Raw genomic sequence first — 26479 nt, forward strand, 5'->3', positions numbered from 1 at the left:
TGGCTTTCAGCGCAGGGCGCGTTCAGAAAAGTCGTCGTCGCTGAAGTCGCTGTCGAACTTCAGCCGCGCATAGTCGATCTGGGTGAACTCGCCCGGCTTGTCCAAGGCCTGCATGGTCAGGCGCGAGGGCAGGACGCGGCCGTCCAGGGGCTTGAGCTGGCTGTAGCGCAGCGAGCGCTGTGCCTGCTGGTCCTCGGGCCGGCGGAAGTAGTCCACTTGCAAGGGCAAGACGACAGGGTCGGCGCTACCTTCGAGCAGTTGCAGCTGGTAATGCACCTTGCCCCAGGCCACCGGCGCAGCGGGCTTGGGCCGCAGCAGCAACTGCAAGAGCTCCACCCGCCGCCCCAGCTCATCGCGATCCTTGTTTCGCTGCAGCAGCTCGTAGCTGTAGTGCCGCGACAGGTCGGTTTCACGCATCAGGTCGTCATTGCTGAAATGGCTGCCCATCCAGTTGTCGGCCAGCATGGAGTTGCCCATCACCGTGATACGGCGGCTGCGCGGGTCGTAGAAGCTGATGCGGTCGCCGACCTTGAGCGTGGCATTGCCTCGCCACAGGGCCGGGCCCAGCATGCGGATCAGGACCTTGCCTGGCTCGGCGCGGTCGTCGCTCATGACCATCAGGTCGTAGCTGCGCTGGTAGTCGCTGCGCTGGATGTGCATCTTCATCACGGCGGCCGAGCTGCGCCCGCGCAGCACCCGCTCGGCTTCTTGAATCCAAGGGCTGAACTGGGCTTCGCTGCCGCTCGTCGCGGCCCGGGCCGCCAGCGGGCGCAGCAGCGGCGCTGCGGCCAAAGCGGGCAGCAGAGGCATGAGTTGCAGAACGAAGCGGCGCCGGGCGGGCCGGTGGCCGCTGCTGCACAGGGATTTCGGAGTTAGGTTCATGGGCGAGAGACGGCGGTGGATGAAGAGAGGGCCGCGAACGACGAGCAAAAGGCCGCTGGCGCGCGGCGGCGGTGGTGGGCCTGGCACATGGGCTGCTGCGGCGTGCCCGCCCGGGCGATGAAAAGCACGCGGTCGCGGCAGCCCAGCAGCCCGGCCAGGCCCTGGGCCAGGTCTTCATGCTGCAAAGCCACGCTCAGGGGATGAAGGGCTTGGCCGGCGTCGGTGGCTGCCAGCCAGAGCCGGGCGATTGATTCACCAGCCCGCAATCCCTCAAGCGCCGGGTCCGCGGCGCGGGCTGCGCTGAGGTAGAGCAGGGCCGGGCTGCTCATGATCAAGGCATGCAGCTGACGGCCTGCCTGTGCCGTCACCGCCCAGCCGCCGGGCCCGCGCAGGCAGAGCGGGTGCAGCAGCAGCTGCAGCAGGCGCCGCCGCCAAGCAGGCAGAGGCCCGAACAGGCGTTCAATCGCAATGCCTTGTGAGGCTTGGGGCTGCGCTCGCTCGCCGGCAAAGCTGAGGTGGGCATAGGTCTCGGCCCAGGCTTTGGGATGCGTCAGGTCCCGAGCACCATGGCGGGCGTAAAAGCCTGCCAGTTCGGCGCGGGCCGGTGGCGCATACAGGGCTTGCCAACACAGGCTTGGGCCCTGGCTGTCGAGCTCCAGCGTGTGTGGCAATGGGCTGTCGCCCGCCTCCAGATGAAAGCGCAGGCCTTGATGGGGCAGATAGGGCCCACGCTCGGTGTGGCGCAGGCGCAAGGCCCGGCTCAGTCGCGCCAGCCCCGCGGGGTCGGCCCGCTCCGCTAGGGCATGCGCACCCAGCAGCAAGAGCAGCGGCCCCTCGGCGCCCCCGTCAGGGTCCAGGTGCACGGCTTTCACTGGCCAGCCGCTCAAGCGCAAGAGGTTCAGCAGAATGGCGGCAAAGCCACCGAGGCTGATCAGCATTTCGCGCTGCAGCGAAGGCAGGGCACGCAGACAGCGCGCCGGGTCCAGCTCCAGGGACAAGGCTTGGGTCCAGGGTCCGGTCGCCGCCCAGCGCTGTGGCAAGGCCACGCGCCGCACCCGCCAGGGCTGGCTGTTGTGCGAGGACGGCGCACGTGCCGCCAAGGCCAGCAAGGGTTCGATCTCCAGCAGCAAGGGGTCGCTCACCGGGGCCTCCAGTTCAAAACGCGCCGACGCGTTTTTCATGGTCGATCTCGAAGCCATGCAGGCGCGCCAGGCCTTCGATTTCGCGCACCTGTTCGGGCCGGACCGGGCCTTTGCTGAAATCGGCCCGGATGCCCGACAGGCCCAGCAGCAGCGTCTCGGCGGCGCAAGCGAAGATCAGACCCGGGTCCAGCTGCATGCCCGGCAGTTCCAGCTCAGGCGCCATGGGCAGGCGCACCACGCCGCCGCGGATCAGGTGCAGCTGGGACAGGGCGCTGACGCTGCTGGCGTCGACATCGCCGGGCACTGCCACATCGCAGACCAGCACCGGGCGATCCGCCGCGAAGTGTTCGGCGCGCAGCACCGGCTGGGGGCTGCTAGAGGCGCTGATGACGATGTCGGCCTGCCGGCAGGCTTCGAGCGAGGTGGCGAGCTGCACCCAGCCTTGCTGCTCCAACCAGGCGTCCAGGCTGGCCAGGTCCAGCGGGCCGCTCTGGGCGCGCCGCCACTCATGCAAGGCTGCAGCCCAGGGGCTGGCCGGAGCTGCCGATGGCGCGCTCTGACGCAGCAGCTCGCTGGCGATGTCACGGCGCACCTGGGCCAGCCGCGCTTCATGGCCAGGTCGGCCGAGCAGGAGCAGGCGCCGGCATTGGCCGGCCAGCAGCAAAGCCTGCACCTGACCGATATTGCCTGCGGCGCCCACCACGGCCACCACCGCGTTCGACCAGTCCAGGCCCATGCGCGCAGCGCTGCTGCGCGTGGCCGCCAGGCTGGCCGCCACCGTCAGGGCATTGCCACTGGTCACCGGAGGGTGCTCGTACTCGAAATCGATGCAGTTGGCGGTGACGATGGAGGTGTAGCCACCAAATCCAACCAAGCCGCAGCCTTCGTCGCGGGCGCGTTGGTAGGCATGCTGGACCTGGCGCCGGATCTGTTGCGCCCGGTTGAAGCGCATGTCGGCCGCGATGCTCTCCGAGTCCATCATGATCCCGTAGAGCCGCAACTCCACTTCGCGGCCCAGTGGTGAGCGGACGCGGCGGCTGGCGATCAGCTGCGGCTCCATCGCACACTGCACGCGGCTGCACAGCTCGTTCAATTGCTCGTTGCTGAGCCCGGCCAGCCCAGGCTCCCACTCGCGCAGGCTCTGCGCATCGATCAAATGGGCGAGAAAACCGATGCGCTCGACCGGGGCGTTGCTGCTGAGCTGGGCGATGCCTTCGGCCGGGCCTGGCGCCCGGGCCTTGGGCAGCGCCGGCGGCGTGAAGCCGCTGGACAGCATGTGGCCGAGCAGGCTTTGCAGGTCGCCGGCCGCCAGGGTGTGGAGCAGGGCACGGAAGGCCTGCAAGGCCTGCTGCATCTCGGCCGGCTGCAGATAGGCCGAGGGCTGGATGCGCAGCACGCTGCGCCGCCCCAGCGAAGGCAGCACGCGCAGGCCATGGGCATGCAGCAGATGGCCGGCGCAGACCATGCCCAGCAGCTGCTCCTGCGCCAGGCTGGCCAGCAGGGGGGAGTGGTGAGCGCTCAGGTCCTGCAACTCCAGGCCCAGCATGCAGCCCCGGCCGCGCACCGCCCGGATCAAATCGGGGTGAGCGGCCTGCAGCGCGTGCAGGCCTTCCAGAAAGCCCTTGCCAATCGAGGCGCAGCGCTGGGCCACATCGTCGCGCTGCAGGATTTCCAGGCCGCGCAGGGCGACCATGGCGCTGAGGTCGTCCTCGGCAAACGTCGAGCTGTGCAGCATGCCGAACTCGCGGTGCTGCAGCGATTCCCGGACCGCCAGCGCCGAGATCTTGCAAAGCCCGCCGCCCAGTGATTTGGCGAAGGTCAGGTAGTCGGCCGGCAGCCCCTGGGCCGCGCTCTCGATCGGCCGGCCTGTGCGGCCCAGGCCGCACTGCACCTCGTCGGCGATCAGCGCCACCTCGGGGTGATGCTCGTGCAGCTGCAGCAGCAAGTCGCGGAACTCGGGTTCCAGTTCCAGGATGCCACCCTCGCCGCGCAAGGGCTCGTAGATCAAGCCGGCCAGACGCGGCAGCCGGCGCTCCACCAGGCGCAGGGGCTGAAACTCGAACTGGTAGACGCTGACGCTGTGCTCGCGCAGCTGGGCCAAGAACTGGGTCGGCTCGTGCACAAACACCGCATCGGGGTTGTTGCGCACAAAGGCCAGGCGGGCGTCGCGGTTCCAGGTCAGTGCCAGCGAGCCCAGGGTCTTGCCGTGGAAGGCATAGGGCAAGGAGGCCATCAAGGGCGGCGTGGCCAGGGCCTGCAAATTGCGCTGGTTCAACGCCGACAGCAAGCCGTCGACATGCTCCAGCGGCTCGTGTTGCAGCAGACGCTCTGCCTGTTGCAGCAAGGCGGTATCGATCTGGATCTCGCCGCGCTCCAGCCGGATCTGCAGCTCACGGCTGTTGGCAGCACAGGCTTCCCCCAGTTCCTCCATGCGCCGGGCGTAGGCATAACGCGCATGTTTGATGGCGGCCTCCACGGCCTCGGTGCCCGTGCTGAGCAGGTAGATCTTGTAGCGCTCGCCGCTGTGTTCGTGCAGGTACTCGGCCAATGCCTCCTTCAGCTCGCTCGCGCGCTGGCGCCGGGAGCCCTGAGCATGAACGGGGCGTTGCTGCGCCAGGCAGCGAGTCAGCAGCTCCACCAGCTCGGGGTGGTTGTGGCCCAGCAAGGTGGAACCAAAACCGCCCACCAGATCCAGCACCGGCTGCTCCTTGCCGGCTTCATCGAGAACATAGAGATGATCACCGCATGCACGGCTGTACTCCACCATCAGGCCTGCGGTTTCCAGCAGTTCTTCCTTGCCGAGTGCGGCTTGTCCCACCATGGCTGCCATATTCAACGCCCTCCGCGCGCATCGCGCCTGTACTCGCTGCGCAGTTGCTGCACGAGCTGGTTTCTCAGGACCTCGGTCCCGCCTGAAAAGACAGTGCAGGGCAGGGCGTTGCGCAGCTCGCGCTCGACCTCACCGCTGAGCATGCCGAGAGCGCCATGCAGATGGACTGCGTCCATGCCGTTGTGCACCGCCGCCTCGCTGACAGCCAGCTTGGCGCTCAGGCTGGCGTCGCCGTGCCAGTCGCTCTGATGATCCAAAGACCAGGCCGCACGCAGGCACAGCAGCCGTGCGGACTCGTAGCGCAGCTGCATCTCGCCCAGGCGGTGCGCCAGGGCCTGCTGTTCGATCAGTGGGCGGCCAAACTGTTCGCGGCGCTCCAGATGAGCCCAGCAGGCGCGCAGCTGCCGCTTCATGGTGCCCAGGTACAGGGCAAACAGGCAGCAGCGCTCCCAAGCCATGCTGGCTTGGAAAATCGGCCCGCCACTGCCTTCCTTGCCCAGACGTTGGGACTCGTGCACCCAGACCCCGTCGAACTCGATATCGCCCATGGCGGTGGTGCGCAGGCCCAGCTTTTCATGCGGGCTAGGGCTGATGTGGATGCCGCTGCTGTGGCGGTCGAGGATGAAGCTGCTGTAGTCCAGGAAGCTGCCACTCTCGCCTGTGCGGGCATGGACGATCACAAAGTCGCAGACCGGCGCATTGCTGATGTAGCACTTGTGTCCGCTGATGCGATAGCCGCCGCCGTCGCGTACGGCGCGCGTCCTCATGGCCGAGATGTCCGAGCCTGCCTGCGGCTCGGTGATGGCATGGGCACCCAGCCAGGCGCGCTGGCCGATTTGCTGCAACCATTCGGTTTGCTGCGGCCCATCGGCAAAGTGCACCAGCGGATGGATGCAGGCGCACAGATGCGCGGCCAGCGCGAACACCAGGCCGGTGTCGGGCACCGCCTCGCCCAGCACTTCCAGGCTCAGGGCGAGATCGAGTGCGCTCAGGCCTTGGCCGCCTTGTTCGCGTCCGGCGGGCAGCATGTGCAGACCAGCCGCGCACAAGGTCTGCCAGAGTGGCCGAGAGAATTCGCAGGCGCGGTCACGGTCATGCAGGCTCTCGTCCTGCAAATGCTCGGCCAGGGCGAACATATGGGCTTGCAGCGCTCGCTGCTCGGGGCTCAGTGCGAAATGCATTCAGGCTTCTTCCAGCACAAGGTGGTAATTGATGCCGCCGGTGCCAAAGGCATTGATGCCGGCGCGACGACGCGTCCCCTGGCCGCGCGGCCAGGGGCGGTGAGTGAACAGCGGGTCCAGGCCCAGGCGGGGCCAGTCCAGCTCGGGTTTGAGCGGGCGCTCAAAATGGTTGGCAGGCATGAGCTCATGCTCCAGGGCCAGCACGGTCTTGATCAGGCTGGCCATGCCGGCCGCCGCAAAGCAGTGACCGAACTTGGACTTGAGGGCACCCAGCGCCAGGCCCTGGGTGGCGCCGGCGTAGACCTCGGCCAGGGAGGCCGTCTCGACCTGATCGCCGATCAGGGTGCCCGTGCCATGGGTCTCCACATACTGCAGGCAAGCCGGCCCGATGTTCTGCGCAGCAAGGGCCTTGAAAGCCCGGCGCATCGCCAGCGTCTGCCCGAGCTGATTGGGCGCGATGATGGACTTGCTGTCGGTGCAGGCGCCGACCGCCAGCAGCTGTGCGCGCATGGGCAGGCCCAAGGACTCGGCCTGCGGCTTGCGCATCAGAAGCACCGCGCCGGCACCGTCTCCGGGCGTGAAGCCGCTCGCATCGCTGCCGAAACTGGCCATCAGCTCCGGCGCCAGCATGCGCTGGGCCGAGCACAGCAGCAGGTCGCTGCTGTTGACGGGCGTTTCAACGCCCAGCACCAGCACGCAGTCGACCTCCTCGGCGCGCAGGGCCAGGCAGGCCAGCTCCAGCGCCGCCATCGAACTGGCACATGCGGCCTCGACGGCCAGCACACGTGCCGGCATATCGCCCACCATGGCGCGGCCCATGCCGCTGGCCGTCATCAGGCTGGCATCGGCGGCACAGTCGCTGCGCTCGCCGAGGGCTTGAAGCCTCAGGCCCTGGCTCAGCGCCTGCGTTCGTTCGGCCGGCCAGGCCTCTTGCCGCGCCAAGCCCTGCAAGCTGTCGAGCAGCTTGGGCACGAGGGCTTGGGCGCCCGAGCCTCGCGCTGCAGGCAAGCTGAGATTGGAGGCGCAGACCACCATCAAGCGCCCCAGCCTTTCAGGGGCCAGGCTGAGCACGGTGCCCCAGGCTTCCTCGGCCGCTGTGCGAGCCAGGTAGAGGCTGGCGGCATGGCCGGCCACGTCCTCGGGCAAGAGCGCATGGCTGGCGCGATCGATGTAGTAGGCCAGCGAATGGCGGGCCTGCGGGTCGAAGAAGGTGTCGCAGTGATGGCGCTGCGGGTCGAGCGATCGGAAGCGATGGCCCGGTTCACACAAGGCCTTCCAGAACTGATCGACGCCGCGGGTGTCGCCATAAGCGCTGCCGCAGCCGAGCACGGCGATGGGAATCGCGGGTTTTGCAGGGCCTGCGGAACCTGCGTCGGCGGGCACCATGGGCGGAGCGAGGTCGATCCGCCAGCCTGTGGGCCCGGCGCTGCCTTGCTGAACCGTCAGCGGCCCGCCCTGCGTTTGATTCAGTGCCAGGCAGCCCAAGGCCAGGGCTTGCAGATCTTGCATGGCGTGGCCATAGCCCAGGAGCTCGCGCACGGGCAAGCTGCGCCCGGCCATCAGAATCTGGGGGCCGGAGTGATCGCTGGGCTCGCTGCTCGGTGCCGTGCGATGCAGGGTCAAGGCCGGCCAGCTGGCGTGCGCGGCCACGGGCGCGCCGAGCAGCAGGGCACAGGCGGATTCGCGCCAGTCGGAAGGATCCCGGCCCGTCAGCGCAGGCAGGGGGCCGTCCACGGTTTGCGCGCCGAGGATCAGAACTTGCCGGCTGGGCCCTTGGGACAGGCAGTTCAGGGCCACGCTGAGCGCTTCAACACCGCCTTGCTCCTGCGATTCCAAGGCCAGGACTCGACCACGGAGCCGGAAGTGCGCCGCCACCCGGGCGGCGAGTGCGCTGGCCATTTCGCCCACCTTGTCGTGGGAGCTGGCGAGAAAGACCTGCTCCAGATGCTGGCGCCAGAGCGCCAGCAAGGCCGGAGCTTCGGCCTCGTTCGACCAGGCGCGCGCCGCCCAGCGCATGGCGGCAGCGCGTGCCTCGTTCTCGTGGCTGCGGTTCAGCCCCAAGGCCGTCACCAGAATCACATCGCAATGCTCGCGATCCAAGGCCACGCCGGCTTGCTCGGCTTGGGCCAGGGCCTGCTCCGCCAGCTCCAGCAAATGGATTTGGATGCGCTGTATGGAAGCGCGGTAAATGGGCGGTATGCCATAACGCCCAAGATCACGGGAGGATTCGGGCAGCCGCTGCTCGGGCGGTAGCGGCGCGAGAGGCGCGCGAGGCTCGGCCTTGGCCTCGGCCATGGCCCATTGCAGCCGCGCCTGCCAGTCCTCGACACTTGGCAGATTCGCATGGCGCAGGCCCAGGCCCAGCAGATGTGCGGCAGGCCGTGTCATGGGCTGTCAGGCTCGTCCAGCAGCAGGGCCTGAAGCCGCCGCAGGTCGATCTTGCCGTTAGCGTTCTTGGGCAGCTGAGGCAGAGCCACCCATTGCTGCGGCACCATATAGGACGGCAGCAGGCCGGCGCAGTGCTGCTTCAGGGCCAGCGTGCCTGGCACGCAGCGGCCTTCGCGCGTCACATAGGCCGCCAGCAGGCGTGGGCCGCTCGCGGTCGGCATCGCCAGCACCGCGCTTTCGGCCAGCTGCGGGTGCCGAGCCAGGGCCGCTTCGATCTCACCGAGTTCCACCCGAAAACCATGGATCTTGACCATCCGGTCACGGCGGCCGTGGTACTGCAGCAGCCCTTGTCGCCAGGAGCCCTGGTCGCCGGTGGCATGGCGGCCCAGGCGATGTTGTGCGCTGTTGGCATCATCGGGGCGCTGCCAATAGCCCGGCGTGACGCAATCACCGGCAACCCAGATCTCGCCGAGTTGGCCATCTTCGGTGATGTGCCGTCCGGTCTCGTCCTGCAACCAGACATCGGCGCCCCGAATCGGTCGGCCGATCGGCACCGGCCCATCGCTGTGCAGGTCATCGGCGCTGACCGGGTGCCAGAGGCAGACATTGGTTTCGGTCGGGCCGTAGAAGTTGTAGAAGCGGCAAGAGTCGGGGAGATGTGCCGCCAGGTCCTGCAACACAGGCTTGGGCATGACCTCACCGGCAAAGATCAGATGGCGCAAGGCACTCTGGCGCTGGGGCGCCAGCACGGCACTGCGCAGCAGCAGGCCGAAAAGCGAGGGCACGCCGTAGACCACGCTGATGGATTCCTGAGTCAGCAGCTCGCCCAGTCGCGCCATATGGCGCAACTCGGACTCATGGCTGATGTAGACGCTGGCGCCTGCCTGCACGGCCGCGAAGAGATCGAAGGTGCTGAGGTCGAAGTTGAAGCTGGCGAGGTTGAGCAAGCGATCCTCGGCCCGCAGGCTCAGGGTCTGTGCGGCCCAGCCGACGAAATTGAGCAGGTTTCGCTGATTGAGCTGCACGCCTTTGGGCAGGCCGGTGGAGCCGGAGGTGTAGAGAATCGCGGCCACCGAATCCGGCTCGACGCGTGTCTCTCTCAGGGGCGCCCCCTGCGGCAGGCCGTGCAGATCGGGCGTCAGCCACAGGCCACGCGCTTCAAGCCAGGCTTCGGCCCAGGCTTCGGTCGCCTGCGCTTGTTCGCTCAGCACCAGCAAACGAACCCGACTCTGCCCTGGAAGGGGCCGGCTGGCCTGTGCCTGCAGCCACAGCGCCGCATGGGCGGCATCCAGGATCAACAGGGTCGGGCTGGCGTCGGCCACGATGGCCTGCACGCGCTCCACCGGTTGAGCGCCGTCCAGGGGCAGATAGCGGGCGCCGGCAAACAGCGTGGCCAGGATGCACTGGGCATAGAGTGCCTGCTTGTCCATCCAGATGGCGACGGCCTGACCGGCGCAGTCGGCCAGCAGCTGTTCCCGGGCCGTGGCCACCCAATTCCGGCAGGCGCCGTAACTCAGCTCATGCGCGGAGTCCCGGAGCAGCGGTGCGGCATCGGGCCATGCCAGCAAGGCCTCATGGACGCCTGGCTGCAGGCTGTTCATGCGGCCAACACCTCATGCAGGGGCAGCCTGTTGTCGCGGGCCGCGTCGAGCAAGATGTCCAGGGCCTGGTCCAGGTCCTGCCGGGTGTGCGACTCCAGAACGCTGATGCGCAGCCTGGCGTCGCCCACGGCCACCCCCGGGAACACCACGGTCTGGCAGTACAGGCCGCGCTTGCGAAGCGAGCGCCCCATATTCATGGCCAGAGCCTCGTCGCCAATGCGGATCGGGATGATGGCGCTGCTGGAGTCCTCGGTGTCAAAGCCCAGCCGGTCCAGGCTGGACTTCAGATAGTGGATATTGCTCCACAGGCGCGTCAGCCGCTCGGGCTCCTGAGCCATCAGGTCCAGTCCAGCGATCAAACCGGCGGCGACCGGGGCGGGAATGGTGGCCGCGAAGACATAGCTGTTGGCGTAGAAGCGCAGGTAGTCGATGACCTCGGCGTCACCCACGGCAAACCCTCCCTGGCCGCCCAGGGCCTTGCTCATGGTTCCGACCTCCAGGTCCACCCGGCCCTTGAGATTGAAATGTTCGGTCGTGCCCGAACCGCTGGCACCCAGCACGCCGGTGCTGTGGGCATCGTCGATCAGCACGCGAGCCTGGTAGCGCTGGGCCAGCTTGAGCAGCTCCGGCAGATGAACGATGTCGCCATGCATGCTGAACACGCCATCGGCCACGATCAGACGCCCGCCCGGCTGATCCTCATGCCGAGCCAGCATCTCCTCCAGGGCCTTCATGTCGTTGTGGGGGTAAAGGCGCCGTGCTGCGCCGGAGAGCTTGCAGCCGTCCTGGATGCTCATGTGGTTGTAGACGTCGCCGATCACCTGGTCGCCGGGGCCCACGAGCGCGGCGATGGTGCCCAGATTGGCCGAGTAGCCGGAGGGGAAGACCAGGCAGTCCTCGCGGCCCTTCAGTTGCGCGAGCTTGCGCTCCAGTTGCTGATGCAGCTCGGTGGTGCCGGCGATCAGGCGGCTTCCGGTGTTGGTGGCACCGTACTCTCGGCTGGCTTTCTGGATGGCCTCCAGCACGCGCTCGTCATTGGCCAGGCCCAGGTAGTTGTTGGAGGCGAAGAGCAGGAATTCACGCTCCCGGCCCTCGTGGCGGTCAAAGATCGTGGCGCGATTGCTGCTGCGGCCGCGCGAGGCCATGCCGTACCAGAAGTGACCCTGCTCGGCGCGTTCGCGGTGAAAGCGCTGGAAGCGCCGGGTCTTGGTGAAAATGTCGGAGTCGCTGCCATTGCCCAAGAAGTCGCGCATGGTCTGTGGCGCTTGAGCCGGGCCGGCATTTGCCGCGGCCACAACCGGCTTTGTCGGAGCAGCAGGCTCACCTGAGGGCGCCGTGCTGTCCTGGCGCAAGGCGGCAAAGCGTGCACTCAGGCTCGCCAGGCTCTCGGAATCGCCGGGGGCCACCGTCACACGGGTTTGGAACAGCGCATTGAGCTCGCTGACGATGCCCGCCAGCATGATGGAGTCAATGCCGAGGTCTTCCTGCAGCAAGGCCTCGGGCTGCAGTGCCTCGTCGGCGTACTGTGAGTGTTTCTGAATGACCGCCTTGACGGTGGTCGAGGTGTCTTGGAGTGCTGCGTTCATGGTGTGATGGCTCTGCGGTTTCGTCTCAGGCGGCCTGGGGCTTGTGCGGCACGATGTGGATGGGCTTGACTTCGCCGGTGTGGCTGCCGATGTCGCCGGGCGAGCGCGGCGCCTGGGCTTTCGCCTGGGCCTGGGCTTCCTGGATCAACTGGTCGCGGAGGCGCAAGTAGTAGGCATTGACCTTGTCGACCGAGATCAGGCGGTTGGCCTCCAGGCTGGAGATGCGCGGCTCTTGACCCTTGAGTGCGGCCATGTCCTTGGACTGCTGGATGAAGCGCTCCATGCGGCACATCAACCAGGGACGAACGCGGCGCCAGCCCGGAATGGGCAGCGGCTTCATCATGGGCAGCAGCAGGTCGCGCTTGGGCTCCTTGTAGCAAATGCAGAGCCAGCAGTTGTCGTCGTCGATGGGGGTGGCGATCAGGTAGACATCGAAGACGTCGTTGCGGATCTGCACCAGATTGGGCATGAGCACATCGACGCCGATGCGCCAGCCGCGTGTCCAGGGCAAGCGGGCCTTGAGGGTCTCTTCGGCCGTGCGATCGTCGTCTGGGCGCAGGACGAACTCGCTGCGGATCAGATGACCTTCCAGCTGGCAGCTGAAGTCATCGACCCGGCCGCCCTTGGGGTCCCAGATGTTCAGCGCCGAACCCTTGTGAACAAAGGGCACGTGGTAAACCTCGCAGACGCTCTCGACATAACGTGTGTAATGCGTGGGTGCATGCCAGGCGTAGCGAGAGGTGAAGCCGGTGTACTCGACGAACTCCTTGAACATCGGCACCTCAGGCAACTGCTCGGGGACTTGTTCGCCGGTCCAGCACCAGATCAGGCCGTGTTGCTCGCGCACCGTGTGGAAGGGCACATGCAAGTGCTTGGGCACGACCCCGTCCTTGCCCAGCACCGGCATGTGAACGCAGCGCCCGCTGGCGTCGTACTGAAAGCCGTGATAGGGGCAGGCGATGTAGTCGCCATGCTGCTTGCCATTGCTCAGGGGCACGCCCTTGTGAGCGCAGCGATCATCGAGGCAGACCACCTGGCCTTGTGTGTCGCGATAGAGCACCAGCTTCTTGTTGAAGCGGCGAATGCCGACGGGCTTGTTCTTCTTGACGTCCTCGCTGCGGAGGATGGCATACCACTGGTTCGGAATCATGCGATTTTCTCCAAAGGGTTGAGGCGCATTACCAGCGCTTCGAGCCGGGCGACATTGGCGAAGTGCTCGGGATGGATGTCCGTCACCGGGATCTGCACGCCGAACTCCTGGCGGATGAAGTCCACGACATCGAACAAGGCGGCGGAATCAAGGATGTTCAATTCCAACAAGGGCGTGTCACGAAGAACGCGGCTGCCGTCACCGAGAAAGGCGTCGGCGATGAAGCGGCACAGGGTCAAAGAAAACTGGCTGTCAGCCATGGCTACTCCTTCAGCAGGCAATGGGTTGCGACTGGGTCCGGCGCCAGACTTCCTGGGCCAGCAGGGCCGGACTGTTGTGGCGGTAGAGCGCATCCGGTTCCAGCTGCAAGCCATGGCTGCTGTCCAGATCCGCGAGCAATTCAAGGGCCGCTATCGAGTCCAGCGCCAGGCTGGCAAAGCTGTCTTCGGCGCGCAGTTGCACCGCTTCGCAGCGCAGCGTCAGCGCGATGCGCTGCATCAACCAGGCCTGGATGCTGCTGACGCTGTCCAAGCTGAGTGTTATGGCTTCGGCGGCGAGCTCGGGCGTCCGAGGCTCTTTGTCCAGGCGTGCGTACAGGGGCAGGCTGCCGGACAGGAACTCGTTCTTCAACGCCACACGTTGCAATTTGCCCGACGAGGTGGTGCGCACCGTCTTGCGGGGAATGAAGAGCAGGGTGTCTACGTTGATGCCATACTTTTCGCTCAGGCGCGCGTTGATGCGAGCTTGGAGCTCAGTCATGTCGATGGCGCTTCGTGGTACTTCCAGAGCCAGCGCGACGAGCTCCTCGCCCAAGCGCCCATGCTGGAAGGCGACCGAGCGGCAGTTGATCAGTTCGGGGCAGGCTTGCAGGGCCTCATGCTCCAGATCCTGGGGAAAGTAGTTGGCCCCACGCACGATCAGCAGTTCCTTGCTGCGCCCCGTGATGAAGAGCTCGCCCTGATCCAGACAGCCCAGGTCGCCGGTGCGCAGCCACCCGCCTTGACCATCCAAACGCTGATCAAAGCATTCGGCGCTGCGCGCCGGGTCCTGCCAGTAGCCCTGGGTGACGCTGGAGCCGCGCACCCAGACCTCACCGATCTCGCGCTCGCCTCGGGGCAGACGCAGGCTGGGCTCGACGATGCGCAGCTCCAGGCTGGGGTGCGGGCGGCCGCAGCTGACCACGGTCTGGGTGTTGGCCAAGAGCGCGTCCTGCTGCAGCCACTGCTGCCGGGCCAGCGCTCGGGCATCGAGATGGCGGCGACCCAGCATTTGTCCCAGCGGCTTGCCGCTGACCATCAGCGTGGTCTCCGCCATGCCGTAGCAGGGGAACAAGGCCTCGGCCTTGAAACCGACCGCCTCAAAGCGCCGCGCAAACTCGTCCATGCTGCGCGCATGGATGGGCTCGGCGCCGCAGAAAGCGACCCGCCAGCCACTGAGGTCCAGGCCTTGCAGCTCGCGATCACGCACCTTGTCCACGCAAAGCTGAAAGGCGAAGTTGGGCCCGCCGCTGCTGACCCCGCCACTGCAGCCCTGGCTGAATTCGCTGACCGCCTGCAACCAGCGGGCGGGGCTGCGCACCAGCACGCTGGTGGGCATCAGCAGACTGGCGAAACCGGCGTGCACCGGCTGCAGGACTCCGCCGACCAGGCCCATATCGTGGTACGGCGGCAGCCAGATCACGGAGCGGCTTTGCCCTTTGCGGTGGCCGAAGCAATCCTGGATCAGCTGCGAGTTCTCGACCAGATTGCGCTGCGTCAGCATCACGCCCTTGGGCCGACCGGTCGAGCCCGAGGTGTACTGCAACATCGCCAGGGCGTCCGGGTCGGGGTCCAGGCCGGCCAGGGATCCGGGTGGCGCCTGGTCCAGCTCCTCGACACAGAGCCAGCCCGTGCCGGCCAGTTCCGGGTCGGCGCGCAGCTCGGCCAGCTCTTCGTCCATGCTGGCTCGGCGGCACAGCAGCTGGGCTCCAGCGAGCTCGCGCAGCACCAGGCGCAAGCGCTCGGCCTGCAGCGGGCTGCGCGGAGGAAAGGTCGGCACGACCACGATGCCCGCAGCCAGGCAGGCCAAAAAGGCCACGGCGAACTGCCGTCCCTGCGGCAGTGCCAAGACCAGCTTGAGGCTGCCATCGCGCGCACCGGGCAGCTGGCGCAAGGCCTGGGCATAGCGGCCGACCCAGGCCGCCAGCTGGGCGTGGCTGAGCCGCTCGTCCTGATCGTCCTCGGTCTGCCAGAACTGATAGACCAAGTCTGCGCCCTGTTCCGCCGCATTGCGGCGCAAGGCATCAGCGAAGGTACGCGGACGGCCGGCCTCAGAGGCGCCGGTGGGGTTGGCGCAGGCCGGTGCGCGAGTTCGAATCGTGCTGTCGATCAAGATGTCGTCCATGACCATGGTGCTTTCGCAGGTGGGAGTCGGGCTCAGGCGGCCTGCGCGCTGGGCAGTCGGCTCGAAGCCGGCAAACGCAGGACCTGGCGTCCCTGGCACTCGATCTGGCAGGCGAACAAGCGGTGGCCACCGACGGTCTGCGGTGGCGCGAGGGCTCGGGTGTTGAATCCCGCCATGCTGAGCAAACGGTCGATGCCGACCGGTGAGACCGTCACCAGACTGCGGGCACCCAGGCGGCGAGCGTGGTCCAGGGCCGCCTGCAGCAAGGCGACGGCCTGCTCGGACGAGAACTGGGGCAGTGCGCTGCGCGGCCGGTCCGTCGTGGGGCGGCGCAGCTTGGCGCTTTCCTCGGCCACGGCAGTGCGCTGCGACGCGCCGAACAGGGCGGGGCTGAGCACAGCGAAACGCGACAACTCCCAGACCGCGGCGTCGTGAGGCAAAAGCCCCGGAGCCAGCATCGGGAACACCTGCTGCAGCAGGTAAGGCTGCAGCGTGGGCAAGAGCCGCGCACAGCCGGCCAAGGCCCCTGAGTCCTCGCGCAACAAGAGGTAATGAGCCTCAGCATGGTCGAACTGATCGAGTTCGCAACCCACAGGGCAATCGAGCTGCCAACCGAGGGTCCGTACGAAGACTTGATAGCGATAGGCTGCAATCTCTTGCAACAACTTCGGCCCCATCTCTTCGCGTGAAACAGCACTGATATACATTCGCACTCCTCTAAACCGTTGCGGCGGACGATACGCAAACGGGTCGGCTTTGAAACCTACCAACTCAGGTAGGCGCTGTGCCTCGGAAATGCCTCATGACATGTGCCCGCGCGGCTGCGTGTGCCGCATGGCTTATCGAGCGGTCAGAACCGCCAAGACAGGGCGGCGGGCCTACAATCGGCGCCCCTCCCGCATCTTGGCCCGACCATGTCCTTCGCTACCCTGGGCCTTTCGCCCGCCTTGGTCCGTGCCGTGCGCGAGCAGGGCTACCACGCTCCCACCGCCATCCAAGGCGCCGCCATTCCCCCCATCCTGGCCGGCCGCGATGTGCTGGGTCTGGCCCAGACCGGCTCTGGCAAGACAGCCGCTTTTGCGCTGCCCTTGCTTCAGCGTTTGCGTGTACCTCCGGCTGCCGGGCCGCGCCGCCTGCAGGCCTTGCTGCTGCTGCCGACGCGAGAGCTGGTGGCCCAGGTCGGTGAGGTTGTGCGCGAGTTCGCCCGCGTGCTGCCGCAGCGTCTGAAGATCGAGCTCGCATTTGGTGGTGTGTCGATCAACCCGCAGATGATGGCCTTGCGCGGCGGCTGCGACATCATGGTTGCCACACCAGGTCGCTTGCTCGACCTGATCGACCATAACGCGCTGGATCTGCGCAGCGTGGAAATCCTGGTTCTGGACGAGGCGGATCGCCTGCTCGACCTGGGCTTTGCCGAAGAGCTGCAGCGCATCCTGTCCCTGCTGCCGGCACGCCGCCAGAGCTTGTTCTTTTCTGCGACCTTCCCCAAAGCGGTGCAAGGCCTGGCCGATGGCTTGCTGCGCGAACCGCAGCGCATCGAGATCGCGCCCGAGCCGCAGCGCAGCGCCGCCATCGTGCAGCGGGCCATCCGCGTCGACGAAAGCCGGCGCACGCCTTTGCTGCGCCATCTGCTGCAGACCGAGGAGGGCTGGAGCCGCGCACTGGTGTTCGTGGCCACTCGCTATGCGACCGAGCATGTCTCGGACAAACTCTGGGCCCATGGCATCAAGGCCGCCGCCTTGCACGGCGAACTGAGCCAAGGCGCGCGCAGCCAGGTGCTGGCGGCGCTGCGCAGCGGTGATATCCAAGTGTTGGTGGCCACCGATGTGGCCGCGCGCGGCCTGGACATTGCCGAGCTGCCGGTGGTGGTCAACTACGACCTGCCACGTTCAGCGGCCGATTACACCCACCGCATCGGACGCACCGGCCGCGCTGGCGAGACCGGCCTGGCGGTGAGTTTCGTGCCTGCGAGTGCCGAGGCCCATTTCCGCCTCATCGAAAAACGGCAAGGCCAGCGTGTGGCCCGCGAGGAGGTAGCTGGGTTTGCTGCCAGCCCCTTGAGCGAGGCGCAAGAACTGACCCTGAGTCAGAACGGCGGCGTCAAGGGCCGGCGCAAGAGCAAGAAGGACAAGCTGCGTGAGGCTGCCGCCTTGGCGGCCGGCCAGCCCGAAGCGGCAGATCAGCGGTAACGCGACCAGAGCAGGGTGGCGCTGTTGGCCGCTGCCGGCGTCACGGCGGTTTCGCCCGGTTTGAAGCTCGAAGGCAGATTGCTCAGGTCAATCTTGGTGCTGGCGCCGAGCTTGCTGCTGCCCGCGTTGTTGCCGATGCGGGCGGCCGAGATGTAGCCGTGCACCGTGGTGCTGCCGCCTGTCTCCAGAATGTCACCGGCCATCACATCGCCATAGACATGGTTGGAGGCGCTGAGGGTGATCTTGCCGCCGCTGTAGTTGTTGCCGACCTGCCCACCGGCACCGAAAGCGATATTGCCGGCGCCCACAGTCAGCAAGGTGCTGCTGCCGGCCTTGCAGAAGTTCTTGGGCGCCAGGTTCGGGAAGCTGCTGTTGGTGCAGAGCTGGTTGTAGCCGGCATAGTTGGCCGCGTAGGAAACGTTGTTGCCGCCGGTTGTGATGTTTCCGGTCGCCAGCCAGCTGTTGTAGTAAGTGCCTTGCCCGGCTTCGAAATCGCCCTTGAACCAGACGATGCCGGGCGCCATGGTGGTGCCGGCCAGGGTCCATTTGCCAGCGCTGTAGCTGAAGCAGCTGTTGTAGTCGCTGTAGCCGGTGCAGATCTTGGCCGGGCAGCTGGCGGCGCTGTAGCTATTGCTGCTGCAGACATAGTCTTGCGTGGCCCCGCTTCGGACCAGGAAGTAGGTGCCGTCCGGAATGTTGCTGACATTCTTGACCGTCACCTTGATGTCGTTGCCGACCTGATCGAAGGCGTAGTTGGCGCTGCTTTGATAGGCGTAGGCGTCAAAGGTCGGCACGCTGATGGTCGTGGCTGTCAAGGCGGTGATGGCGACAGACAGGCCGGGAACCCGGTTCATCTTGACGCCGGCATTCCAAGTTTGCACCGTCAGGCTGCCGCCATAACTCCCACTGTTGACGGTGCCAGCCACCTGCTCCTCGTAATTGCCTTGGACCAGGGCCGAGCCCGTGATCAGCGAGTTGCTGGCCACCACGCTGCCCTTGGTCTTGAGCGTGGCAATGGTCGCGCTGCTGCCCAGTCTGACGTTGCCGATGGCGCTGAGCTCGGTCACGGCATTGCTTTCCAAGGTGACCGTACCATTGGCTTTGAGACTGCCGGCGCTCACCCCACCCGTCAGGCCGATATTGCCCATGGCCTGAACATTGCTGTAGCTGCCGCTGCCACTGAGCGCAATGCTGCCTTCAGAAAACAGGGTATCGATGCTGGTGCTGCCGCCCAGACTGATGTCGCCTGAGGCATAGAGGTTGGAGATGCCGGCGAGGCTGCCGGCACCGGTGACCTTGCCGTCGACGACGATCTTGGAATTGGCGTCTCCGATCACGGTCAGGTCGCCGCTGAGGTCGAGATTGCCCTTGATATTGACCGCGGCGCCGCGCGAGCCCGTGCCGCCGCCGCCGGGGCTGCCCTTGGCGCAAAAGGTGGCGGCCAGCAAGGCATTGGCGCCGCCGCTGCTACCGGTGATGTTGAAACCGACTCGGGTGCCGCCTCCGCAATTAACGCTGTCTGCGGCCAGCACATCGGTGACCGTGGCCGAGATGCCGCTCACGCCGGCGAAACTGACCGTCTGGTTGGCGCTCAGCTTGGCTGCGTCCGTGGCGCCGAGCTGAAACAAGTACTGGCGCACCGCCTCGGTGCCGCCCCAGGCTTTCAGCTGTGCTTGGGTCAGCGCATGCACGGTGACCGATTGCACCTGCAGGCTGCGCACATAGTAGATGCCACCGAACACCATGGCGCCCAGGGACAAGCCGCTCAGCAGCATGAAGAGCACCGAGGAAATGCCGCGTTGCGAGCGCCTAGCGCGCCGGCAAATGTGAGCTGAAGGCTTGAGAGAAGGGCGGGAGGCCATGGTGTTTGGGCGTCAGGAAATCAGATTGGCCAGGCAACTGGTGTAGGTGTTGCTGCTGCCGCTGACGCTGGAGCTGTAGTTCAGGGTCACGCTGACCGAGGCAGCCGGTGCCGTCAGCTTGCTGATGGTCTCGGGCACGGCACCAAAGGGCCAGCAGTTGCTGGCATTGCGAGCACTGAGGGCGACGGCCTGGCTCATCACCTGGCCTTCGACCAGGGCGCGGCTGGTCCAGCTGATGGTCTTCCAGTTGCTGGCCAGCGGGTGACAGCCGCTGCTGGACTGCAGCAGGTAGAAGGCCTTGCTGCCGCTGTCGGACAGCAGGGCGCTGCAGGTGTAAGCGCTGCTGTTGGCGCTCAGATTGGGGTTCTGCACCCAGACGATGGCATTGCCGCTCTGGGCCGCGCTGCTCAGGTTGACAGCGCTGCCATCCAGTCTGCCGGTGCTGGTGTTGAGCACCGCGCTGCTGATCAGCAGCAGATGGCTGCCGCTGCTTGGGCCTGTGATGCCGTAGCCCGCGCCTTGCAGCGCAATCTGCGCGCTCAGCAAGCCGGTGGCGAGCTGGCCGTCCTGAATGGAGTTGCGCACCAGACCGCCATCGCCGTAGAGGCTTTGCGTGGTACTGCGGTACAGGGCCAAGGCGCCGAGCACGGCGATCAACGAGATCACCATGCCGACCATCAAGCTGATCAGGCTCAGTCCAGCTTGGCGACGAGCCAAGCCAAGCGCGGATCTCGCTGCAGGCGCAAAGACAGGCGCAGAAGCAGACATGGTCGGCCTCAATTGCTGACCGTCAGGGTGCCAGGCCCAAACAAGGTCTCAGCGTCGGCCGCGTATTGCACCACCGGCAGGCTGGCGGACTTGGCCACGCCGTTGAGGGTCACGGTCACGGCGGTGATCGTGCAGGTCTTCTGCACACCGGTCACTTGCAGATTGCTGCCCAGGCTCAGATTGCTGCTGACCGTGCTGGCGCCCGCGGCCGGGCAGCCATTGGCCACGCCGGCATTCTGCAGGTCCGCGCGTATGCCCTGGATGGCCAGGCTTTGGCCCTTCTGGTACTTCTGCGCCACCATGGCCCGGCTCAGGGAGTAAACCAGGCCGAGGCCGATCACGCCGAGCAGGATCATGGCGATCAGCGCCTCGACCAGGGCATCCCCGCGCTGGCCGGCCAGCGGGCGCCGGCGCTTGGCTTCAGTTGAGCGTGCCACTGCTGGTCTCCGTCCCTTTGCTGACTTCGAAACTGAGTGCCGTACCGCAGACCGTGGCGCCCACCGTGGCGGCAACCGGCGAACCGCCGCTGTCCAGGGCCACGCACTGGCTGGTGGCGTTGTTCAACTTGATGCTGGCCGGCGGCACCGAAATCCAGGTGACCGCGCTGCAATCGAGCGTGGCCGGGATGCCTTGACGTACGCAGAGCTGGCCCGGCACGGCCACCAGCACGGCCGCAGCCGTCGCGCTGCTGGCCGCAGGGTTGCGCAAAGCCAGAGCCTTGAGCTGGCTCATGCCTTGCATCAGCAGAGTTTGGGTCTGGCGCACGGAAGCCTGGCTGCCCCAGGACGAGGTGAAGGGCGCAGCGGCCAAGGCCAACAGCATCATGACTGCCACGGTGACCATCATCTCGACCAGCGAGACGCCGCTCTGAATGCCAGAGGGTGAGGAGTGCAGCTTCATCACCAGCTTGTGAATCCGCAGCTGCCGCTGGCCGTGCGTGTGTTGCTGTTGCTGAGTGTCAGCACGCAGCCAGACAGGCTGCTCTTGCCGGTGGCCGTCAGGGTGTAGCTGCTGGTCGTGCTGACCAGGGTGTAGGTGAAATAGGTCGACTGGGTGGGCGCCCAGGCCGGGAACGTCGTCGTGCTGGCCACGGTGCCGGCCGCGTTGACCGGGTAGACCAACTGCAGCTGGTAGCGGTTCTCCATATTGAGCGCCAAGGCGGCGAGGTCGGCACTGGCGCTCTGGGCACGACTCTTGTTCACATAACTGGTGTAGGAGGGCAGGGCGATGGCGGCGATGACCGCCAGCACCACCAGGGCAATCATCAACTCAATCAGGGTGAAGCCTGCTGCGCGCGTCGGGCTGTGGCGATGCCGATGCTCCGGCAAGGGCGGCGGGGCCGGACGGGCGGTGACGAGCGCTGAACTGTTCAAGTGAAGTCCTTGCCGGCCCCGGGGCCGAAAGCAGTGGTGAACTGTAAACATTAAAACCAACTAGATACCAATCTTACAGACTGGTATCAATGTGGGTCTGCGATGTTTGTCACGCTCAAGGCGCACATGAACAGGGCTCGGCCGCAGTTCGCACGCCATGCTTCACTTATAGCGGAACCATCCAGGCTTGGGTACCCGGAACTCCGGGGGCAAGGTCAGTCAAACGCGGCAAAGCTGGCAAGCGACGTCTGCAAAGTCTGCAGCGCTCGCGTTCTCAGGCGAGAGCTGCGCCCGCCAGTCCCTGGAGCTCGTGCGTCGGTCAGGCCAGCTCGACCCAGACCGGTGCGTGGTCGCTCGGCCGCTCGTTCTTGCGCGGTGCACGGTCAATGCTGCAGGCCTTGACCTGGCCGCTCAGCCCGGCGCTGACGAGAATGTGGTCGATGCGCAGGCCCTGGTTCTTGCGGAACGCCAGGTTGCGGTAGTCCCACCAGCTCCAGCTCTTGGGCGCTTGCTCGAACAGTCGGAAAGCGTCGACCATTTGCAGGCCCAGCAGCCCCTGGAAATGGGCGCGCTCCTCGGGCGTGCAATGGATCTGCCCGGCCCAGGCCACGGGATCGTAGACATCGCGGTCTTCGGGAGCGATGTTGTAGTCGCCCATGAGCACCAGCTTCGGGTGGCGCTGTAGTTCGTCAGCGACGAAGCGGCGCATAGCCTCCAGCCAGGCCATCTTGTAGACAAACTTGTCGCTGTCCGGTGCCTGCCCGTTGGGGAAATAGGCGCCGATGCAGCGCACGCCGTCGACCGTGCCGGTGATGACACGGGCCTGCGGATCCTCGAAGCCGGGCAGGTTCTTCACCACATCCAGCGCCGCGCTGCGGCTGATCAAGGCCACGCCGTTGTAGGTTTTCTGGCCAAACCATTGCACCTGATAGCCGGCCGCTTCAATCTCGGCGAAGGGAAACTTGTCGTCGGTCAGCTTGGTTTCTTGCAGCACCAATGCATCGACCGGGTTGGCAGCCAGCCAATCCAGCACCTGAGGCAGGCGCACGGCCAGTGAGTTGACATTCCAGGTGGCAAGTCGCATAAAGCAAAATTTTCTTTAAAAATCAATCGGTTAGGCTATTGATACTTTGCCTAGCTACGCAGCTAGCTACACAGTAGAGGCGTGCGCCTTCAATTGGTCGATTGTGGCCTGACCTTTGGTTTGATCGTTTGCGCGCTACTAGCCCTCTTGCCGGTTTGGCCAGACCTTTGTCGCCGATCTACCTTCGGCAATCGCTCGATGCAATCCCAACGGGTACACAGAGTCCACCTCGGCAATCGTAGCGATGGTGGAATTGGGTTTCTGGGGTGGCTGGAGCTCGCGTCAAAGTGCGCTTGAACCATACCGTTAAGCACCACTTGAGCTGGGGAGGTGCAGGGCCGGATCGCTCAGAACTCCACGTTGGGAACTCTCGCGGCCTGCGCGCCCTGGTGGCTGCACCTGCGGCCCTGCTCAGTCAATCTAGGCGATAGTGCGCGCTCGAGCAAATTTGGCCTCAGCGTGCACAAAGATCAGGGCTTCGGCAGCCCTAAGGCGTGGTGGATCTTGTGGGGAATCAAAGATGGCAACTGCGCCCGGTATTCGTCAGGGTGTGTCGGCAGGTTGCGCACTTCGCAGGTGCCAGGAATCCGCACGGCTTGCGGGTCGCGGCTCAGTGCAACTTCTTCGGTGAATCTGCACGGCGATCGTTGCACCTTCCCGGTGGTTTCGCTTTTCATCTTCCAGTGCCAGAACTCGGTGGGTTTCATGCCTCGAATGTTCGCTGGCGGGTGGCTCATAGGGTGAGCCTGCACTTGGGCTAGTAGTGCAAGTTCTAGCGAGTGCGCGACTTATCCCGTCGACGATCAAACACGAGAGCCGCAGCAGTTTCCCGATGCGGCTCCATTTTTTTCTGTGCACGGCCTATTTGGTAGAGCGGACAAACAGCTCCCGTTGAGTCCGTAGCATTTCGGCCATCTCTCGCTTGAGGTCGCGCAGCATATTGCGGTCAGTAGTCCACTCGTCAGCCTTGTAGCCGTTTAGTGCCGCCTTTCGCTTTCCCGCCTTTGTCCTCGGGCCTGTTGAGCGCTCCCACGGCTTCCAAGTTCTGATCATTGCCGCTTGCTTGGCTTTTCGCTCCAAAGTCCAGCCGTTCGCCATTGCTTGCCTCCAATAGTTCGTGTGAGTGCTTTTGGTTTTCTTCCGTGCGCGAAGCCTGGGTGCTCGCTCCGTTGTTCACTTGCTGATTGCCGCCGTTGTTGATGTTGGCTTGCCTTGCGAACACGACGGGTGGGCTCTTGATGGCCGCCAGAGTCTCAATCGTTGCCCTCGATTGGCCTTGTGCCTTCAGCGCAAGCTTGAGATAGGTTTCCATCGCCTCTATGTGCGTGCCCATGTTCAAGGCCGAACGACGGGCCAGCTCGCCAAACATTGCATTGAGCGCGAGAGCTTGGCCGGTCAGCATTCGTTCAAGTGCGGACATGTCCCCGGCATTTACGGCCTTCCCATCGTCGCGGAAGGAGGCGACTAGCTCCGTGATCGATACCTCGCCAAGTTCGGGCTTGATGTACCGCTGTGCAGTGCTTGCGTTCGACGCAATGCCCTCTGAAACGAGGTCGGCAATCTGGCGATTTTTGGACTTGCCGACTTCGCGCACTATCTTCAGCGTCTCGCCTTCAGCGTTGCCCGGTTCAGGTACTGCTGGAGTTGTTGCTTTGGTCGCCATTTCATTGCCTCGCTTCTTGATAGCCTGCGCATCTCTGAGCCATCGCCGCCAGTTCGCCAACTTCCTGACCGACTCCCGCCGATCTGAAATTGCCGCAGGTCTTGCGCCTGGGGTTGAAGTGCTGGCACAAGTGGCAAGTTACCTGCCCGGTTTGATCGCGGTCGACCTGCAAGAGCTTGTCGGCCAGCTTGTCGGCCTCCGTGTCATCCATGCCGCGCCGTTTGAAGACCATCAAGCGGGCCTCCATCAGGTCTAGCTCTGAGTCGTTCGCGTGCTGGGTGTTGGGCCAATAGGGCCTTTGGCTTGGTGGCTTGGTTGGTTCGTTTGCCGCCGTCGATTGTTCAAAAGCGCCCGGTATGGGTACTGACAAAACTGACAAAACCTCGGTTTCTGACCCTTGGGGGGGGTTTTGGCAGTTTTGGCAGTTCTCCCTCTGGGCACTTTCTAGAGATTCGAGCCGATTCAGCCACCTGCTCATGATTGCCACCTTGTTGCCCGGTAGTCCACCGTAACGCGCCCGCCAGCAGCATCAGAGCGCCGCTCAGACTCGGTCAGCCAGCCATGCGCCGCCAACATATCCAGCGCTTCGCAGACTCCCTCCCGATCAGATAGGCCAGCCCATCCACGACGGTAAACATCACGCGCAGTGAACACCTCGGCCAATTCTTTGCGCTCGATCCTCCGAATAATTGCCTTCGCCGTGGCGACGGTCGCATTGGTGCCGGACTCATAGGCCCGTATTGCGTGCGACTTGAAGTAATCGGCCAGCTCCAGCGCTGAAGCACAAGCCCTCGCAGTTACCGGGCCGGTGCCGCCACTCGCTAGATGCAGGGTGAGCGCCATTGCCGGAACATGCTTGCGGAACTTGGATAGCGCCGCCTCGATTGACGGGCGTATGTCTGGTGCCCGTACCGCTGCCTCCAATTCATGCCGCCACTCATTGAACATGGCTAGCGCATCATCGGAAAAGCGCAGGTAGGGCAGGCCATCCGGTTTTCCGTCTGCATCTACTGCCTGGGTTGCCATTGCCGCCGCGCCGTCCAGCTTGTCGAGACTTGCAAACACGTGCGCCGCCTTGATCTTCGCGGCCTCGTCTATGCCTCGATCTACCTCCCGGTAGTCGCCCGCGCCGTCAGGCCATGCGATCAAGCATCGCTGCAAGAATCCATCGTCACCGCCGCCGCCTCGATTGGCGACCTTGATGAACTCGGATAGCGGGCCGGGTTGAATGCCGCCGATCATGCTTAAGCACATGTTTGGAATGGCGATATGCCCGCGCCCAATGCGCCCGAATTGGTAGCTGCCACCGCTCCACGCCTGAAGCATGAAACCTCGCGCCGTGGCGTTTTCCTCGCGAGCCAAGTGGACTAGCAGCCCGCGCAGTTCGTCGCGCTCCATCATCACGCCTTGCGGGTTCTCGGCCAGCACCTCTCCAAGTGCCTCATAGCCAATGTCGGTCACAACATAGCGCTTACGAATCGGGGTTTGTAGTTCCTCCGTCATCAGCAGGTCGGTGATGTTGGCCTTGCTGTCCTTGGATAACGCTTGAGCGGCCTTCTTGTCTGCCGCGCTATTTGCCAGCTTGAAGGCCCGCATGTCTAGCTCGTGGTCGCGCATAGCTTCGGCGTGCAAGTCGGCGTGCTTTGTCTCAAGCTTTCGCAGATTGGCTAGCGCCTGGGTCATGCAAGGCGACTTCATCCGGCCAGGTCGCCCGACAATTGCCGCCCACAAGTTTGCCGATTCTTGCCAGTCGGTGTGAGCTTGCGGCCTGATTGCCACTTTGCCCGCCACCAGTGACGAGAGCGCCACCAACAGAGGAACAGCCACAAAGTCGGCCGGGCATTGCATACGTTCGCAAACATCGCGCACCCATGGCCGGACTGTCTCGGGCAATGCCTCAAGCGGGAAAGCTTGGACGGCCTGCAATTCATCCGGTAATGGTGTGGGCGTGCTGCGCTCGGCTGGCTCCGGCCTGGGGTCATAGCTTGCGCTGCTGGCCTTTCCGAATGTTCCGCTTGGCTGAGTCGGTAGGGGGCGCGGGCGCGGGGTGAATGGATCAATGGTCGAGTCAATCATGAGCGTACCTCCGCATAGAGTGATGTGATGCGGGCGCTGGCCTGAAGAAGGCGGGCACGGTCTTCGGTGCTCAGGGTCGACCCGCATCCCAAATTGGATGCAGCGACGGCGGTTAGCTCGGCTTCGAAGGCCAGCAGGTCGAGTGCCTCATTGGCGGTCAGTAATCCACGCCGCCTGGGGGTCGGGACATGGTGGCCGGTCAACCTTGGCGGGAAAAGGTCTTGCAGGCTCAAGCCCACCGATGCCGCGATAGCCTCCGCATCACAGCCACCGGCAAAGCACTTGACCAGTAGAGCGCCTGTGCTGCCCTCGCTGATTGAGA

At 65.2% G+C, this 26479-nt stretch carries 22 protein-coding genes; 1 reads left to right on the plus strand and 21 read right to left on the minus strand.

Annotated features, from left to right (window positions below; translation table 11 throughout):
* Positions 1-6 precede the first annotated feature (6 nt).
* Genes LNV28_RS23870 through LNV28_RS23920 form a run of 11 tightly spaced genes read right to left on the minus strand, consistent with a single transcriptional unit; the run spans position 7 to position 15849 of the window.
* The gene (locus tag LNV28_RS23870) at positions 7-882 is read right to left on the minus strand and encodes an outer membrane lipoprotein-sorting protein (protein WP_263520685.1); all 876 of its coding nucleotides are present in this window, start codon (positions 880-882) and stop codon (positions 7-9) included.
* Positions 879-2063: a hypothetical protein gene (locus LNV28_RS23875; protein ID WP_263520687.1), complete on the minus strand. Its 1185-nt coding sequence runs from the start codon at positions 2061-2063 to the stop codon at positions 879-881. Before LNV28_RS23875 ends, LNV28_RS23870 begins: the two co-directional genes overlap by 4 nt.
* Complete coding sequence (locus LNV28_RS23880; RefSeq protein WP_263520688.1) at positions 2038-4854, minus strand: aminotransferase class III-fold pyridoxal phosphate-dependent enzyme; 2817 nt, start codon at positions 4852-4854, stop codon at positions 2038-2040. Before LNV28_RS23880 ends, LNV28_RS23875 begins: the two co-directional genes overlap by 26 nt.
* A 2-nt stretch (positions 4855-4856) precedes the next feature.
* Positions 4857-6035, minus strand: coding sequence for an acyl-CoA dehydrogenase family protein (locus tag LNV28_RS23885; protein WP_263520690.1), 1179 nt, complete (start codon positions 6033-6035; stop codon positions 4857-4859).
* On the minus strand, positions 6036-8423 hold the full coding sequence (locus tag LNV28_RS23890) for a polyketide synthase (RefSeq protein WP_263520692.1): 2388 nt from the start codon (positions 8421-8423) through the stop codon (positions 6036-6038). It abuts the gene before it with no gap.
* A complete protein-coding gene (locus LNV28_RS23895) occupies positions 8420-10024 on the minus strand; it encodes an AMP-binding protein (RefSeq protein ID WP_263520694.1) in 1605 nt (534 codons plus the stop codon). Before LNV28_RS23895 ends, LNV28_RS23890 begins: the two co-directional genes overlap by 4 nt.
* Entirely contained in the window at positions 10021-11610 is a 1590-nt protein-coding gene (locus LNV28_RS23900) for an aminotransferase class I/II-fold pyridoxal phosphate-dependent enzyme (RefSeq protein ID WP_263520696.1), read from the minus strand. The genes LNV28_RS23895 and LNV28_RS23900 overlap by 4 nt, the downstream gene beginning before the upstream one ends.
* Positions 11611-11635: 25 nt before the next feature.
* Positions 11636-12760: a Rieske 2Fe-2S domain-containing protein gene (locus LNV28_RS23905; RefSeq protein WP_263520698.1), complete on the minus strand. Its 1125-nt coding sequence runs from the start codon at positions 12758-12760 to the stop codon at positions 11636-11638.
* Complete coding sequence (locus tag LNV28_RS23910; RefSeq protein WP_263520700.1) at positions 12757-13020, minus strand: acyl carrier protein; 264 nt, start codon at positions 13018-13020, stop codon at positions 12757-12759. The genes LNV28_RS23905 and LNV28_RS23910 overlap by 4 nt, the downstream gene beginning before the upstream one ends.
* Positions 13021-13030: 10 nt before the next feature.
* Positions 13031-15142 (minus strand): AMP-binding protein, encoded by a 2112-nt coding sequence (locus LNV28_RS23915; RefSeq protein ID WP_263520702.1) that lies wholly within the window; start codon positions 15140-15142, stop codon positions 13031-13033.
* A gap of 32 nt (positions 15143-15174) precedes the next feature.
* Positions 15175-15849 carry an acyl-homoserine-lactone synthase gene (locus tag LNV28_RS23920; RefSeq protein ID WP_263520704.1) on the minus strand — a complete coding sequence of 225 codons (675 nt, stop codon included), beginning with the start codon at positions 15847-15849 and terminating at the stop codon, positions 15175-15177.
* A gap of 207 nt (positions 15850-16056) precedes the next feature.
* Here LNV28_RS23920 and LNV28_RS23925 point away from each other — a divergent pair, with 207 nt between their 5' ends.
* On the plus strand, positions 16057-17331 hold the full coding sequence (locus LNV28_RS23925) for a DEAD/DEAH box helicase (protein ID WP_263520706.1): 1275 nt from the start codon (positions 16057-16059) through the stop codon (positions 17329-17331).
* On the opposite strand, the gene LNV28_RS23930 is transcribed toward LNV28_RS23925, so the two are convergent.
* The 10 genes from LNV28_RS23930 to LNV28_RS23975 all read right to left on the minus strand — a co-directional run bounded on the left by LNV28_RS23930 (position 17322) and on the right by LNV28_RS23975 (position 26157).
* Positions 17322-19193, minus strand: a complete 1872-nt coding sequence (locus LNV28_RS23930) for a hypothetical protein (protein WP_263569065.1) — start codon at positions 19191-19193, stop codon at positions 17322-17324. The two genes, LNV28_RS23925 and LNV28_RS23930, sit on opposite strands and share 10 nt — an antisense overlap.
* Before the next feature lie 12 nt (positions 19194-19205).
* Positions 19206-19910: a PilW family protein gene (locus tag LNV28_RS23935; RefSeq protein WP_263569066.1), complete on the minus strand. Its 705-nt coding sequence runs from the start codon at positions 19908-19910 to the stop codon at positions 19206-19208.
* Positions 19911-19969: 59 nt separating this feature from the next.
* Complete coding sequence (locus LNV28_RS23940; protein WP_263520712.1) at positions 19970-20398, minus strand: type II secretion system protein; 429 nt, start codon at positions 20396-20398, stop codon at positions 19970-19972.
* Positions 20382-20861 carry a pilus assembly FimT family protein gene (locus tag LNV28_RS23945; RefSeq protein ID WP_263520713.1) on the minus strand — a complete coding sequence of 160 codons (480 nt, stop codon included), beginning with the start codon at positions 20859-20861 and terminating at the stop codon, positions 20382-20384. The genes LNV28_RS23940 and LNV28_RS23945 overlap by 17 nt, the downstream gene beginning before the upstream one ends.
* Positions 20861-21334 (minus strand): type IV pilin protein, encoded by a 474-nt coding sequence (locus LNV28_RS23950; RefSeq protein ID WP_263520715.1) that lies wholly within the window; start codon positions 21332-21334, stop codon positions 20861-20863. The genes LNV28_RS23945 and LNV28_RS23950 overlap by 1 nt, the downstream gene beginning before the upstream one ends.
* 319 nt (positions 21335-21653) lie before the next feature.
* Positions 21654-22418 carry an exodeoxyribonuclease III gene (locus LNV28_RS23955; RefSeq protein WP_263520716.1) on the minus strand — a complete coding sequence of 255 codons (765 nt, stop codon included), beginning with the start codon at positions 22416-22418 and terminating at the stop codon, positions 21654-21656.
* 470 nt (positions 22419-22888) lie between these two features.
* Positions 22889-23125: a hypothetical protein gene (locus LNV28_RS23960; protein WP_263520717.1), complete on the minus strand. Its 237-nt coding sequence runs from the start codon at positions 23123-23125 to the stop codon at positions 22889-22891.
* A gap of 254 nt (positions 23126-23379) precedes the next feature.
* Entirely contained in the window at positions 23380-24081 is a 702-nt protein-coding gene (locus LNV28_RS23965) for a hypothetical protein (RefSeq protein ID WP_263520719.1), read from the minus strand.
* Between the two features lies 1 nt (position 24082).
* Entirely contained in the window at positions 24083-24316 is a 234-nt protein-coding gene (locus tag LNV28_RS23970) for a hypothetical protein (protein WP_263520721.1), read from the minus strand.
* Positions 24317-24555: 239 nt separating this feature from the next.
* The gene (locus LNV28_RS23975) at positions 24556-26157 is read right to left on the minus strand and encodes a YfjI family protein (protein ID WP_263520723.1); all 1602 of its coding nucleotides are present in this window, start codon (positions 26155-26157) and stop codon (positions 24556-24558) included.
* Positions 26158-26479: the final 322 nt, after the last annotated feature.

It is taken from the genome of Paucibacter sp. DJ2R-2, assembly GCF_025717675.1.
Taxonomy (GTDB): domain Bacteria; phylum Pseudomonadota; class Gammaproteobacteria; order Burkholderiales; family Burkholderiaceae_C; genus Paucibacter_A.

What these genes read in the sequence shown, in the direction of transcription:
- LNV28_RS23870 (WP_263520685.1), bottom strand. Translation starts at nt 882, where the DNA reads ATGAACCTAACTCCGAAATCCCTGTGCAGCAGCGGCCACCGGCCCGCC.
- LNV28_RS23875 (WP_263520687.1), bottom strand. Translation starts at nt 2,063, where the DNA reads ATGAAAAACGCGTCGGCGCGTTTTGAACTGGAGGCCCCGGTGAGCGAC.
- LNV28_RS23880 (WP_263520688.1), bottom strand. Translation starts at nt 4,854, where the DNA reads ATGGCAGCCATGGTGGGACAAGCCGCACTCGGCAAGGAAGAACTGCTG.
- LNV28_RS23885 (WP_263520690.1), bottom strand. Translation starts at nt 6,035, where the DNA reads ATGCATTTCGCACTGAGCCCCGAGCAGCGAGCGCTGCAAGCCCATATG.
- LNV28_RS23890 (WP_263520692.1), bottom strand. Translation starts at nt 8,423, where the DNA reads ATGACACGGCCTGCCGCACATCTGCTGGGCCTGGGCCTGCGCCATGCG.
- LNV28_RS23895 (WP_263520694.1), bottom strand. Translation starts at nt 10,024, where the DNA reads ATGAACAGCCTGCAGCCAGGCGTCCATGAGGCCTTGCTGGCATGGCCC.
- LNV28_RS23900 (WP_263520696.1), bottom strand. Translation starts at nt 11,610, where the DNA reads ATGAACGCAGCACTCCAAGACACCTCGACCACCGTCAAGGCGGTCATT.
- LNV28_RS23905 (WP_263520698.1), bottom strand. Translation starts at nt 12,760, where the DNA reads ATGATTCCGAACCAGTGGTATGCCATCCTCCGCAGCGAGGACGTCAAG.
- LNV28_RS23910 (WP_263520700.1), bottom strand. Translation starts at nt 13,020, where the DNA reads ATGGCTGACAGCCAGTTTTCTTTGACCCTGTGCCGCTTCATCGCCGAC.
- LNV28_RS23915 (WP_263520702.1), bottom strand. Translation starts at nt 15,142, where the DNA reads ATGGACGACATCTTGATCGACAGCACGATTCGAACTCGCGCACCGGCC.
- LNV28_RS23920 (WP_263520704.1), bottom strand. Translation starts at nt 15,849, where the DNA reads ATGTATATCAGTGCTGTTTCACGCGAAGAGATGGGGCCGAAGTTGTTG.
- LNV28_RS23925 (WP_263520706.1), top strand. Translation starts at nt 16,057, where the DNA reads ATGTCCTTCGCTACCCTGGGCCTTTCGCCCGCCTTGGTCCGTGCCGTG.
- LNV28_RS23930 (WP_263569065.1), bottom strand. Translation starts at nt 19,193, where the DNA reads ATGGCCTCCCGCCCTTCTCTCAAGCCTTCAGCTCACATTTGCCGGCGC.
- LNV28_RS23945 (WP_263520713.1), bottom strand. Translation starts at nt 20,861, where the DNA reads ATGAAGCTGCACTCCTCACCCTCTGGCATTCAGAGCGGCGTCTCGCTG.
- LNV28_RS23955 (WP_263520716.1), bottom strand. Translation starts at nt 22,418, where the DNA reads ATGCGACTTGCCACCTGGAATGTCAACTCACTGGCCGTGCGCCTGCCT.
- LNV28_RS23960 (WP_263520717.1), bottom strand. Translation starts at nt 23,125, where the DNA reads ATGAAACCCACCGAGTTCTGGCACTGGAAGATGAAAAGCGAAACCACC.
- LNV28_RS23965 (WP_263520719.1), bottom strand. Translation starts at nt 24,081, where the DNA reads ATGGCGACCAAAGCAACAACTCCAGCAGTACCTGAACCGGGCAACGCT.
- LNV28_RS23975 (WP_263520723.1), bottom strand. Translation starts at nt 26,157, where the DNA reads ATGATTGACTCGACCATTGATCCATTCACCCCGCGCCCGCGCCCCCTA.